The 13,425-nt window shown below is 35.2% G+C and carries 14 protein-coding genes; 11 read left to right on the top strand and 3 right to left on the bottom strand.

All coding sequences use genetic code 11. From position 1 onward, the window contains the following. Nucleotides 1-108 precede the first annotated feature (108 nt). The 6 genes from BM371_RS07080 (at nt 109) to ypfJ (ending at nt 5,212) form a co-directional block, all read left to right on the top strand. Nucleotides 109-1,128, top strand: coding sequence for a hypothetical protein (locus tag BM371_RS07080; protein WP_034677732.1), 1,020 nt, complete (start codon nt 109-111; stop codon nt 1,126-1,128). Nucleotides 1,129-1,180: 52 nt separating this feature from the next. After that, nucleotides 1,181-2,359, top strand: coding sequence for an NTF2-like transpeptidase (locus BM371_RS07075; RefSeq protein WP_034677731.1), 1,179 nt, complete (start codon nt 1,181-1,183; stop codon nt 2,357-2,359). A 3-nt stretch (nt 2,360-2,362) separates the two neighbouring features. Further along, nucleotides 2,363-2,899, top strand: a complete 537-nt coding sequence (locus BM371_RS07070) for an adenine phosphoribosyltransferase (RefSeq protein ID WP_034677730.1) — start codon at nt 2,363-2,365, stop codon at nt 2,897-2,899. A 172-nt stretch (nt 2,900-3,071) separates the two neighbouring features. Beyond that, entirely contained in the window at nt 3,072-3,782 is a 711-nt protein-coding gene (locus tag BM371_RS07065) for a YfgM family protein (RefSeq protein WP_034677729.1), read from the top strand. Between the two features lie 3 nt (nt 3,783-3,785). Next, a complete protein-coding gene (gene ribH / locus BM371_RS07060) occupies nt 3,786-4,313 on the top strand; it encodes a 6,7-dimethyl-8-ribityllumazine synthase (RefSeq protein ID WP_034677728.1) in 528 nt (175 codons plus the stop codon). A 47-nt stretch (nt 4,314-4,360) separates the two neighbouring features. Beyond that, complete coding sequence (gene ypfJ / locus BM371_RS07055) at nt 4,361-5,212, top strand: KPN_02809 family neutral zinc metallopeptidase (protein ID WP_034677727.1); 852 nt, start codon at nt 4,361-4,363, stop codon at nt 5,210-5,212. Nucleotides 5,213-5,248: 36 nt separating this feature from the next. Here the strand turns inward: ypfJ and BM371_RS07050 are convergent, their stop codons facing one another. Further along, nucleotides 5,249-6,085 (bottom strand): GLPGLI family protein, encoded by an 837-nt coding sequence (locus BM371_RS07050; RefSeq protein WP_051882870.1) that lies wholly within the window; start codon nt 6,083-6,085, stop codon nt 5,249-5,251. A gap of 144 nt (nt 6,086-6,229) precedes the next feature. On the opposite strand from BM371_RS07050, the gene BM371_RS07045 reads away from it, so the two are divergent. The 4 genes from BM371_RS07045 to sufD all read left to right on the top strand — a co-directional run bounded on the left by BM371_RS07045 (nt 6,230) and on the right by sufD (nt 10,356). Beyond that, nucleotides 6,230-6,559, top strand: coding sequence for a HesB/IscA family protein (locus BM371_RS07045; protein WP_034677726.1), 330 nt, complete (start codon nt 6,230-6,232; stop codon nt 6,557-6,559). A gap of 61 nt (nt 6,560-6,620) precedes the next feature. Further along, nucleotides 6,621-8,069, top strand: a complete 1,449-nt coding sequence (sufB, locus tag BM371_RS07040; RefSeq protein ID WP_034677725.1) for a Fe-S cluster assembly protein SufB — start codon at nt 6,621-6,623, stop codon at nt 8,067-8,069. 133 nt (nt 8,070-8,202) lie between these two features. Next, complete coding sequence (gene sufC / locus BM371_RS07035) at nt 8,203-8,946, top strand: Fe-S cluster assembly ATPase SufC (RefSeq protein WP_034677723.1); 744 nt, start codon at nt 8,203-8,205, stop codon at nt 8,944-8,946. A gap of 102 nt (nt 8,947-9,048) precedes the next feature. Next, nucleotides 9,049-10,356, top strand: coding sequence for a Fe-S cluster assembly protein SufD (gene sufD, locus BM371_RS07030; RefSeq protein ID WP_034677721.1), 1,308 nt, complete (start codon nt 9,049-9,051; stop codon nt 10,354-10,356). 59 nt (nt 10,357-10,415) lie between these two features. Here the strand turns inward: sufD and BM371_RS07025 are convergent, their stop codons facing one another. After that, entirely contained in the window at nt 10,416-11,336 is a 921-nt protein-coding gene (locus BM371_RS07025) for a DUF3078 domain-containing protein (protein WP_034677720.1), read from the bottom strand. Nucleotides 11,337-11,522: 186 nt separating this feature from the next. Beyond that, complete coding sequence (locus BM371_RS07020; protein WP_034678277.1) at nt 11,523-12,455, bottom strand: DUF3078 domain-containing protein; 933 nt, start codon at nt 12,453-12,455, stop codon at nt 11,523-11,525. 179 nt (nt 12,456-12,634) lie between these two features. Between BM371_RS07020 and BM371_RS07015 the strand changes: the two genes are divergently transcribed. After that, entirely contained in the window at nt 12,635-13,402 is a 768-nt protein-coding gene (locus tag BM371_RS07015; protein ID WP_034677719.1) for a rhomboid family intramembrane serine protease, read from the top strand. Nucleotides 13,403-13,425 lie beyond the last annotated feature (23 nt).

Here is a 13,425-nt window from a genome sequence, read left to right as displayed (position 1 = left end):
TTTTTGCATTAATCTCAATTTAAAAAATAAAACAGGCAACCTTTTCGAAATTTTGTTGTCTTAATAATAGATATAAAATAACTAACTTTTCAAACTAATTTAAAAACCATGAAAAAAACGTATCTGTTAAGCTTCCTATTTATCATTCTATTCTGTTTGTTCAATGCACAGACCATTAGTTTTGTTTCTGAAAAAACCGGACAGCCACTACCAAAAGTTGTGGTCTTCGGAAAAGACGGAAATATTCTGGCGACTTCCGATATCGACGGAAAAATTGAAAAGTCCTCTCTAAATGCTGATCAGGAAAAATTTCAGCTGGTTTATGATAATATTGCTATTGCAAAACTTTCATTTGATGAAATTAGTAAAGATGTTGTAAAGCTGAATGATCGTGTAAAAGACATTGAAGCGGTAGTCATTAAAAACAGTAAACCTGCAAAATATGTTTTTGTAAAAGGAAATTTTAATGCTTATGTAACCGTAAATGGTAAACTGAATTGCTATGTAGACGGAATTGCAACTTATATTTTTGATAATAAAACTAAGAAACTAAAAAGCAAAAATATAGAACAATACAGAGTATTCAGATTAGAAAATCCATCAACAGACAGAAAGCAAACAAGTCTTTTGGATTACAACGCATTTTTAGATCTTCCACAACTTCCGAATGTCGGAAATATTGATGAATACAAAAACAGAAAAGCAACCATCAAAGAACTTAAAGGAAATACAAAAGATGAAATAGAGATCAGCGGTTCAGCGTTACAGGAAAAAGAAATGGCTCTTTTCGGCTACAGACTTTATGATATTAAGGCTTTGATTAATCATTCTTACGAAAAAGGCTCTAAAAAAGATTTGAGAGATTTCTTAGAATCCAACGAAATTGGTTACATTAAATTCAAACATAAAAGCGAACCAGATTATAATCAGCTTATTTCTTACAAAAACTTTTATCCTACCGAATTAGATTTCCGTGATGATAATGATGTTGAAGGAAAAGTTAAACTCAATAAAGATAACAGTAATTATTCTTCAAATTATTGGCAGGATTCTTCTTTCCCGAATATGCAGGCTATTTTTGCTTCATTTTTTAAAGAAGATTTAAAAGAAAAAGAAAACAAAAAATAAAAAATCTGTATTAATAAAGGTTTTACTAAATTTGCCATAAACCATTATTAAAATGAAAAAGTTTTCTTTGCTACTCATGTTCAGCCTGTTACTTTTTACGTCATGTAAAAAAGACAGCGTAGATGCAACTACAACCCAGACTTTACAGTCGAGTATCAACGATATGGCATCTAGTCTTACCACCATTAAGCAGATCAAATTCAACGAAGCGCTTTATATTCTGAAGACTTTCGGAGTAGAAGCAGAAGGTGATGTAAACGAATTGAAGGCTCTCGGCCAATTGATCAACGGTAAAAAAGTTCCGGAAATTTTGTCTCTGGCAGATCAGGTAGCACAGCAAAACGGCATCGAATGGGCAAGTACAGCACCTCCTTCATTAGGTGAAATGAATATTTTCGGTGACGAAAAAGCAAAAGAAAGCGATCCGAATGATGTAAGAGCAAGCTCACTGAGCATCCTTACAAGACTTGGCGGTGATACCGGAAACGGACCGACTTCCATTCAGATTGTACCAAGATTGGTTGACAATGCAGGAAATCCTATTGCATTCACAGGTGCGGCTTTAGAAACCACTTTAGAAGTTTTCAGTAACGGAGTGAAACTCTCTACAGCAAAAAACCTGATGCAGGATAACAATTTCAAAGGTTTCAGTCTTAAATTCTCATCTTTATTAGCCTCAAAAATATTTGACAATAAAATAGATGTTACTGTTTCTGTAAAAACTGCAGCCAAAACTTTTAAAATGTCTAAAATCGGTCTGGATGTAAATCCTTCAGCATTGAAAGTTCCTGAAGCACCAAAAACAGATTCTACAATGGTTACTCAGGATCCTGCGGTAATCGATCCGAATAATCCTGTTCCTCCGACTACAGATCCTAATACAACAACTCCGGCTCAGCCGAAGCAGCCGACAGCAGACCCCAAAGCTACTGTAAACAAGTTTTTAAATAATGTAAGTTCTCAGAATTTAAAAGCAGCATTCGATGCATCAAGCAACCCAAGTTGGGGAAGCTATGAGTCGTTTTCAAATCCTACTTCAGGTTTTGGAGCGATTAAAAACGTAAGCGTAAAAAATGTATCGACAAATGCTTCAACAGCAAATTCATCCATCGTCAATGCAACCTATGATGTAACGGACAAAAACGGGAGAACAACTTCTTTGAAAGCAACATTTGGACTTAAAAATGTAAACGGAGAGTGGAAAATCTCAAGTTATAAGATCAATCCTTAAAATATGGCATCGCAGGAACTCATCTCAAAACTTGAAGCAACAATAGAAAATATCCCTGACTTTCCGATTCCGGGAATTCAGTTTAAAGATATCTCACCGATTTTTCTTGATCCTAAATTGTATGAAGAAGTCATTGAAGATCTGGTAAAGTTCAGCAAAGGAAAAGTAGATGCAGTCTGCGGAATCGAAAGCCGTGGTTATCTTTTCGGGATTGCAATTGCTGTCGCTTTAGAAGTGCCTTTTATTTTAATCCGAAAAAAAGGAAAACTTCCGCCACCAATCATTTCAGAAAAATATGATTTGGAATACGGTAGCGCCGAAATAGAAACCCGGGAAGGTCACATCAAAAAAGGACAGCGAATTTTAATTCATGACGATCTTCTGGCAACCGGCGGAACAACAGAAGCTGCTGCAAAATTAGTTGAGAAGCAAGGAGCAAAAGTCGTTCAGTTCAGCTTTTTAATTGGTTTAAAAGATCTGAAAGGTGATGAAAAACTGAAAAAATTCAATGCAGAAATTTATCACACTTTAGAATATTAAATAAAAGATATTCAACTTAAGAAAGAGACGGAATAAAATTTAAATCAACAAATTAATATTGATAATAAAGAAGATTTTTAAATCTTTCATGAGCATTTATCAATAATCCTGCAAAGTATTTTGTAAATCACTCAGAAACAATTAAATTTGCAGTTCAATTTTTTAAAAATTTATGGCAAAATTGGGAAAGAATGCTCAAAATGAGCAAGAAGGCAAAGAAACAGTGGAATTCTTTAAAGACCTTGACAGAGAGGCTTTAAACACAGAAAGATTCCTTGAAAAATATCAAAAACCATTAAGTATCACTTTTGGAGTTTTGGTTTTGGGAGTTTTAGGATTTTTCGGATACCAACAGTTTGTGGTTGCTCCAAAAAATGCTGAAGCCGTAAAAACATATCTTGCTGCACAAAAAAACCTTACTGAAGGTAAAGATAAAGAAGCTTTAGGCGGAAAATCTGCTGCAAACCCAGGATTCTTGGGAACGTATAACGAATATTCTTCTACCAAAGTGGGTAAACTTTCTGCTTATAATGCAGGTTTGCTTAAATTTAAAGAAGGAAAATTCCAGGAAGCTTATGATCTTTTAGATAAATTTTCTTCAGACAACAAAACTTTAATGGCAATGAAGTTTGGAGTAATGGCAGATGCAAAATCTGGTCTTAATAAGAATGACGAGGCTTTAGCATTATTAGACAAAGCTGCTTCAGCATCTGAAGATCCTTACACTACCTATTATTTCACAAGAAAAGCAGGTATTGTAGCATTAGGAATGAAGAAAAATGCAGAAGCTAAAAAATACTTTACAACCATCGACGAAAAATATCAGGATTACGACAACGGAATGTCTGATTCTTATATCGAAATGTCTAAATATTTAAATTAAAACATGGCAACAGTTAATCTTTCAGATTACAAGCCACTTAATATTACCAATGCCGAAGATTTTTCTATCGGCATTGTTTTTTCTGAGTGGAATGATTTTGTAACCTACAATCTGCGTGACGCAGCTTTGGAAATTCTTGAAAAAGAAGGTGTAAAAGCTGAAAACATAAAACAATTTTCCGTTCCCGGAGCATTTGAACTCAACTATGCGAGTATGCAGCTTTGTAAGGAGCGAAAATACGATGCTGTAATTGCAATCGGATGCGTTATCAGAGGAGAAACTCCACATTTTGATTTCGTTTGCGATGCCGTTGCACAGGGAATTAAAGACTGCAATATTTTAACAGATACTCCGACTATTTTCTGCGTTCTAACAGATGATACCAAAGAACAGTCTATCGCAAGAAGCGGCGGTAACTTGGGCAATAAAGGTGTTGAAGCAGCAGTAACTGCTTTAAGCATGATTAATTTCAAAAGAAATCTTTCCGACAAAAAAGGAAATATCGGCTTTGGAAATTCTCAAAACAAATAATTTCTGATTCAATAAAATTTTTAACTTTACTTTAAAAATTACAAATTATGAAATGGACTGACGACAGAAGCGGTAACGTAGACGACAGACGTGGTTCCGGAAGTGGCGGCGCAATTGTAGGCGGCGGATTGGGAACAATTATTATCGCAGCAATTGTATTTTTCCTTGGTGGTGATCCATCAGCGATTCTTTCTTCGGGTGGCGGAAGCACACAACAGACTGAACAAAGAGAGCTCACTCAGGGTGAATTGCAGGTAGGTGAATTTATCAAAATGATTACTGCCGAAAACGAAGAAACCTGGGCTAAAATTTTCAAAGACAACGGAATGCAGTACAGACCTGCAAAAGTTGTTCTGTTTAAAACCGCTACACAATCAGGATGCGGTACAGCTCAGTCTGCAATGGGACCGTTTTATTGTCCTGCAGATCAGTCAGTTTATATGGATATGAGCTTTTTCGAAGAACTTCAAAATAGATTTGGTGCCAAAGTGACAGAATTTACAGTTGCTTATGTAATGGCTCATGAAATGGGGCATCACGTTCAAAATCTTTTGGGAACTTTAGATAAAACAGACCAACTGAGAAGAAGCGGAAAATACTCGGAAGCTCAATTGAATCAGGTTTCTGTAGCTACAGAACTTCAGGCAGATTTTTATGCCGGGCTTTGGGCTAGATATTCCAATGAAAGAGAGCATTTTCTTGAGCCCGGAGATTTGGAATCTGCCGTAAATGCAGCTGAAGCTGTAGGTGATGACAATATTCAGGAAAGATCACAAGGATATGTAAATCAAGAAAGCTTTACACACGGTTCATCCGCACAGCGTAAAGAATGGTTCATGAAAGGATATAATTCCGGAGACATTAAGCAGGGCGATACTTTCAGCCAGCTTTTAAGATAAAACAAAAAACCTGAAGAAAATCTTCAGGTTTTTTGTTTATTTCAGTTCAATAGGATTGCTGTTATTCTTAGCCTCCTCTTTTACTCTTTCTTCCATTCTTTTTCTCATGTCGGCCGGATTCTGATTTCCACCTCCATTACGGTTTCTCGGTGGATTGATTCCGCCGCTTCCTCGCTGACTGTTCATAAAAGCAGTAGGATCTGACTTATATTTTTCCTGTTGTTTAACGTAGTCTGTACGTTTTACTTTCATCACATTTCCAAAAGAATTCATTTCAGGAAAATCAGCGATTTTATAATTTTTCATTAAATCAAAAGAATAATCTCCGGTGGAGTCTTCTGCTTTCACAACTAAACCGGGAAGTCCGCTGAATTTATATGGTCCATCCTGATAAGGAAGATCTGTTGTAAACCAAGCCGTCCATTTTCTTCCACCAAAATCGGTTTCCGCTTTCTGCACTTTGTACTCACCTATTTTTGTGGTTTCAGATAAAATTTTCCAGTTTAAAGGGCGATCTTCTTCGTAAGTATAAATATCTCTTCCGATTCTGTCTTTATAAATTGTTTTCTGATCTTTTTTATTCTTTTCTACGGAATAATTAATTACAGATCGTAAACTTTCCATCTGATTTCTATTAAATCCTCTTGCTCCGCCACTCTGGAAGTTGTTACGCATCACAGAATCCCTTTTGATCCTGTTTTCAGAATAAAACATAGATTTGTCTGCCGAAATGTCTAAATAGGCATTCTCAGTCTTAATATCATTTTTATCTTCTGCATTTGGCTTCATAGTGACCTGATATACAAATCTGTTGGTCTGCGCAAAAGTAATCTGCGCTAATAGTACCATAGCAAAAACGCCAATTTTTTTCATTATTTCTCTGATTTATAGTTTTGATTTTAAATTATAATCAAAGTTAAACCATCGATGATAAAAATTGATAAAATAAAAACACCGATTTTTATATACTGATTATTGTTCGTATTTTTGCATGATAAATCATTCTAAATAAATACAATGATAAAGGTTTCAGATCAGGCAAAGGTAAAAGCGATTCAACTGATGACAGAAGATGGCTTTAACCCTGCTGAAGATTATATAAGAGTTGGGGTAAAAAGCGGTGGTTGTTCAGGATTAGAGTATATGTTGGGCTTCGATAATAAGCAAAACGAAACAGACCAGATTTTTGAAGATAACGGTATTAAAATCGTTGTCGAAAAAAAATCTATACTTTACTTGGCGGGTACTACTTTAGAATATTCCGGAGGTTTGAATGGAAAAGGATTTGTTTTTAACAATCCGAATGCTGCCAGAACATGTGGTTGTGGCGAAAGTTTTAGCTTATAATTAGACGTTAGAAATTAGATTGAACTTAATATCTAATTTCTGACCTCTAAAATCTATTAAAATGAGTAAATATACTGAAGACGATTTACGCGTCGATTTAGAAAATAAAAAATATGAATTTGGTTGGGAAACCAAGATCGATTACGAAGATTTCCCAACTGGTTTAAATGAGGATATTGTCCGTGCTATTTCGGCAAAAAAAGAAGAGCCGGAATGGATGACAGAATGGCGTCTTGAATCTTACAGAATCTGGTTGAAAATGACCGAGCCAACTTGGGCAAACATTAAATACGAAAAACCGGATTTTCAGGCGATCAAATATTATGCTGCGCCAAAAGCAAAGCCGGAATTAGAAAGTCTGGACGAAGTTGACCCGGAATTGTTGGCAACTTTTGCAAAACTCGGAATCAACATCGAAGAACAGAAAAGACTTTCAGGTGTTGCTGTTGATATTGTAATAGATTCAGTTTCTGTAAAAACAACATTTCAAGATACATTGGCAGAAAAAGGAATTATTTTCTGTTCGATTTCTGAAGCCATTAAAAATCACCCTGATTTAGTAAGAAAATATCTTGGTAAAGTAGTTCCGAGAGGAGATAACTTTTATGCAGCATTGAATTCCGCAGTATTTTCTGACGGAAGTTTCTGCTATATTCCAAAAGGGGTGAGATGTCCGATGGAATTATCAACATATTTCCGTATCAATCAAGCAGGAACGGGTCAGTTTGAAAGAACGCTTGTTATTGCAGATGAAGGAAGTTATGTATCTTACCTTGAGGGTTGTACAGCTCCGTCGAGAGATGAAAATCAGCTTCACGCTGCTGTTGTAGAGTTAATTGCAATGGACAATGCTGAAATTAAATATTCTACCGTTCAGAACTGGTATCCAGGAAATGAAGAAGGAAAAGGTGGAGTTTTCAATTTCGTAACCAAAAGAGGACTTTGTGAGTATAAAGCAAAAATATCTTGGACTCAGGTTGAAACCGGTTCTGCCGTAACTTGGAAATATCCTTCTTGTATCTTAAAAGGTGATAGTTCAATCGGTGAGTTCTACTCTATCGCTGTAACCAATAATCATCAGTATGCCGATACCGGAACAAAGATGATTCACATCGGAAAGAATACAAAATCAACGATTATTTCTAAAGGAATTTCTGCAGGAAAATCTCAAAACTCATACAGAGGACAAGTAAAAGTAATGCCTTCTGCAAAAGGGGCTAGAAACTTCTCACAATGTGACTCATTATTGATGGGTAACGAATGTGGGGCACATACTTTCCCTTATATCGAGATTAAAGATCCAACTGCACAGTTAGAACATGAAGCTACAACTTCAAAAATTGGTGAAGACCAGATTTTCTACTGTAACCAAAGAGGTATCGATACGGAAAGAGCAATCGCTTTAATTGTAAATGGATTCAGTAAAGAAGTTTTAAATAAACTTCCAATGGAATTTGCCATTGAAGCTCAGAAATTATTGGAGATTTCTTTGGAAGGAAGTGTAGGATAAGACTTCGACTCCGCTTAGTCTGACACGTTTTTGTCATTCTGAACGAAATAAAATGGAGTGAAGAATCTTCTATAAAAAAAAATCTTATTCGTCGAAAAGGCAACATAAATTAAAAAAGTTTTAAACATATATAATGCTTAATATTAAAAACTTACACGCCAGAATTGAAGATGGCGCTCAAATTTTAAAAGGTATCAATCTTGAAATAAAGCCGGGTGAAGTTCACGCAATCATGGGACCAAACGGAGCCGGAAAATCTACTCTTTCATCTGTAATTGCAGGAAAAGAAGATTACGAAGTTACTGAAGGTGAAATCCTTTTTCAAGGTGAAAACATCATCGAAGATGCTCCTGAAGAAAGAGCTCACAAAGGTATCTTCCTTTCTTTTCAATATCCGGTAGAAATTCCGGGAGTTTCTGTGACAAATTTCATTAAAGCTGCTTTAAACGAAAACAGAAAAGCAAATGGTTTGGAAGATATGCCTGCAAAAGAAATGTTGGCAATGATTCGTGAGAAGTCTGAGCAATTAGGAATAAAAAAAGATTTCCTTTCAAGATCATTAAACGAAGGTTTCTCGGGTGGTGAGAAAAAAAGAAATGAGATTTTTCAGATGATGATGCTGAATCCTAAATTAGCTATTTTGGATGAAACAGATTCAGGATTAGATATCGACGCATTGAGAATCGTTGCAGATGGTGTAAACACTTTCAAAAACGAAGGAAATGCCGTTCTGTTGATTACGCACTACCAAAGATTATTGAATTACATTCAGCCAGATTTTGTACACGTTTTAGCGAACGGAAAAATCATCAAAACTGGCGACAAATCTTTAGCATTAGAACTGGAAGCAAAAGGTTACGACTGGCTTCTAAATTAATTTAAAGATTAAAAGCATTTAAATATTTAAAAAATTAAACGCAATATTTGTCATTCCGTAGGAATCTAAACTTTTTACGAAGGCAAAATAACCGTTCAAATAATGAGTTTAAACGAACAAATTTTAAATAATCACAGCGAATTTCTTAGTACCCTTCGTCACCGTTTTTTAGATGAAACGAGAGTTGAAGCATTAGGGAAATTTGTTAAACTTGGTTTTCCTACAAAGAAAGACGAAGAATATAAATATACCAACATTAAGGAAATCATCGAGAAAGATTATAATTTTTTCCCGAAAGAAAGCCACAATATCACCAAAGAACAGCTTGATGAGCTGCATTTTGGAGAAGAAAATTTTGACTGGATTGTCTTTGTAAACGGCCAGCTTCATAAAGAGCTTTCTAAGATTTCTATTGAAAATGCAGAATTTTTATCATTCAATTATGCTTTGAATGATGAGAATCATAAAGATGTTTTCGACAAATATTTTAATACGATTGTTGCAAAAGATTTAGCTTTTACAAATTTAAATCAAGCGTATTGCAAATACGGATTTTTCCTGAAGGTGCCTAAAAATGTTGTGATTGAAAAGCCAATCCACATTTTTTATCTATCTCAAAATCAGGAAGAAAATACGTTCTACAATACAAGGAATTTATTGATCGTAGAAGACGGCGCAAAAGTAGAAGTAATTGAAAGTCACCACAATTTTGACGAAACGTATGTTTTCACGAATTCTGTGACGGAGATTTTTACGTATCCGAATGCAAAAGCAGATTGGCATAAACTTCAGAACGACAATGATACTTCGTATTTGGTAGATCATACTTTTGCAAAACAGGAAAGAGATAGTTTAACGACGGTAAACACCTTCTCTTTTGGTGGAAAAATTGTGAGAAATAATTTAGATTTCATTCAGAATGGGTCGAATATCAATTCTTTCATGAACGGAATCACCATTATCGGAAAAGATCAGTTGGTAGATCATCATACAGCGGTTCATCACAATCAGCCAAACTGCGAAAGTTACCAAAATTATAAAGGTATTTTTAAAGATAAATCTCACGGAGTTTTCAACGGAAAAGTATTCGTAGATAAGATTGCTCAGAAAACTAACGCCTATCAGCAAAACAACAACGTTCTTTTGAGTGAAGGTGCTACTATTGATACAAAGCCTCAGTTAGAGATTTTCGCAGACGATGTGAAGTGTTCTCATGGTTGTACTGTTGGTCAGCTTAACGAAGACGCTTTATTCTATCTGAGAGCAAGAGGAATTTCTAAAAAAGAAGCTCAGGCTTTATTGTTATTTGCCTTTGCAAACGACGCAATGCAGAATATCGACATTGAGCCATTGAAAGAAAAAATTTCAAAGCTTCTGACAGAAAAACTGGAAGTAAATATTGAATTTTAAGAATAGGTATATATAAAATGATAGGGCGGTCACAAAAGTGATCGCCCTATTGTTTTTAATTATTTCAACCAGGATTGGTTCTCTTTTTTCTCAGATCGTTTCACTCCGTTATCAATATTATAAGCAAAACCCACCCCTAGAGTCTGCTTCAGCTGTGTTTTCTGAATCTGGTTATGATCGTACAATACATCAACCGTTATATTAGAAGAAATAAACCTGTTGATTTTCATATTTAAAACAGCTCCGTAAGAAAGCACAAGTCTTTCAGGATGATCCAAATAATTTGAGAAAACAGACGCCGTGTTGGTCAGGTTAATATTCTCCATGATTTTTAGTTTGTAAATCGCTGTTCCCAAAAAACCAAATTGAAACAACATAGAATCGCCATCGGTCTTTAAACCATAAGTTCCCGCTTTTTGCAATTCTTTATCCAAAACAAAAGTCATTCTTGCATTGGCAGGCCTTAAAGTCATTGTAAAATTATCATTTGGGCGATAAGTCACCCCGAGACCGACATTTACATAACCTGGTGCCATAAAATTCGAAATTTTTGCTGCTTCAGGATTATTTCCGTCTTCATAACCGGGTGCAAACTGTGACTGTAAATTGGCTCCTGCAGATAAATACCAGTTTTTTACAAATTCTTTTCCAAAGTTGGTCGAAAGATTAATAACATCCTGAGTTTTTCGGGTACCTACTCCTTGTGTATTGTTTTGTCCGTATCCGAGAACGATAATATTTTCCCAAAGATATTTTCCTTTTTCATAGGTCATATTATAGTTTACTCCGGCAAGCCACCCAACATTATTGGCTCCACCGCCGACCCAGTTTGAAAAGGAAGCCTGGTTGAGCATTAAAGTATTCTGAGCCTGAATAGACCATGTTTTTGTAGTATCTGCAACGGCAGTTTCTTTATTTGCTTCTTGGGAAAAAGCAAAAACTCCCCAAAAGAAAGAAATGGGTAATAAAATTTTTTTCATAACTAATATATTTAATATGTCTGTCTTAAAATCAAACACAGTTAATACAAATAAATAACATTTATGCTTATCTAAAGGTATCAAAGATATAATTAATCACAAATTAAAACCAGTTTCATTAAAAAAAATATAATTTTAAGGATAAAAAAAAGTAATTCAGATCTGAATTACTTTCGATATTATTTTTTATTTCTTTAACCAGAATTGATTATCTTTTCTATCCGATCTTTTCACTCCGTTATCAATATTGTATGCAAAACCAATCCCTAAAGTCTGCTTAAGCTGCGTTTTTTGAATCTGATTATGATCATACATTAGATCCAAGGTTACTATTGATGAAACAAACCTGTTGATTTTCATATTCAGGAGCATATTGTAAGACAAAACCATATGATCAGGTTTATCAAGATAATTTGAGAATATTGATCCCGTATTTGTCATTTCAATATTTTCCATCAGCTTAACTTTATAAATTGCAGAACCCAAAAAACCAAGCTGCATCAGGAAAAAATCTCCATCTGCTTTTAATCCGTAACTACCCGCAAACTGTAATTCTTTATCGAGAACAAATGTAAATCTTCCGTTGGCCGGTCGTAGAGTAACAGTAAGATTTTCATTTGGTCTGTAAGTAATACCCAAACCGGCATTCACATAACCCGGCGCCATGAAATTTGATATTTTCTTTGCTTCCGGATTATTTCCGTCTTCAAAACCACCTGAAAACTGAGAGAGCAAACTGGCTCCCGCAGAAACATACCAACTTTTTGAAAACTGTCTCCCATAGTTTGTAGAAACATTAATTACATCCTGTGTTTTTCTTGTTCCGATGCCCTTTGTGGTATTTTGACCGTAATTTAAAATAATAATGTTTTCCCAGAGGTTGCGCTCTTTCTCATACGTAAGATTATAATTAGCACTGGCCAGCCAACCGACATTATTGGCGCCACCACCTACCCAGTTTGAGAAGGCCGCCTGATTAAACATGACGCTGTTTTTGGCAAGTATAGACCAGTGTCTTGGTTTTTTAATGGTATCAACTGCAGCAGAATCGCTGATAATGACCTGAGAAAATGCACTGAAACTTAAGTACATGAAAAACAATACAAAAACCTTTTTCATTAAACCGTTTTTTTCCATACAACAAATAATATATACTCTTGAATTCTATTTCTGAAGGATATTTACATTCAATTAAACCCAAATTTATTACTTTTTGTCGCAAAAGGCAACCGCAAAGTAAAATCATCGCCAAAATTTCCGAAATTTATACTTGGCTTTTGATTTGACAGCTTATCTCTATGATTAAAAACATAATTCATAAAAAAGCAGTTTTTGCACCACTTATCATGCTGGCTGCGATGTGGTTTGGATATTTTCTTCAAACGCAGGGATTTTTCTCTAGTTGCTTTGGTGCGATCATTCCGCTTTTACCGGAAGGCTTGCTCGGAATTATAACTTCTCCTCTTTTACACGGAAGTATTGATCATATCGTGGGAAATTCAATCCCGATTGCAGTTCTGATGTTCTTACTGTACCAATTTTACAATGAAGTGGCTACAAAAGTATTTATTATGGGTTGGCTAAGTACAGGACTTTTGCTTTGGCTACTTCCTCCGATTGATATGATGACCGGAGAATATCTTTATACCTGTACCATTGGAGCAAGCGGCGTTGTATATGTTCTGGCTTTTTTCCTTTTTTTCAGCGGTGTCTTTAGATGGAATATGAAGCTTCTTACCATCTCGCTTTTAGTCGTACTTTATTATGGAAGTTTAATTTGGGGAATGTTTCCTGAAGAATTGTTTTACAATCTTGAAGAACCGAGCAAAATCTCATGGCAGGCGCATTTATCAGGCGCTTTAATGGGAAGTGCGATGGCTTATATTTTTAAAAGTTCAGGTGAGAAAAAGAAAAAATTTATCTGGGAATTTCCTAATTATTACAGTGAAAAAGATGATAAGCTTTGGCAGGAATATAAAGAAAATCATCCCGATGATTTCTTAGAACTTCCTCATAAAAAAAGAGACGACATTTGGGATCATCTTGAAGAATTACGAAGAAAATAAAACTTAAATTCTGTACATTTGAG

Origin of the sequence: Chryseobacterium formosense, from assembly GCF_900116415.1 — a bacterium.
Taxonomy (GTDB): Bacteria; Bacteroidota; Bacteroidia; order Flavobacteriales; family Weeksellaceae; genus Chryseobacterium; species Chryseobacterium formosense.
This window is presented reverse-complemented; position numbering and strand designations above follow the sequence as displayed.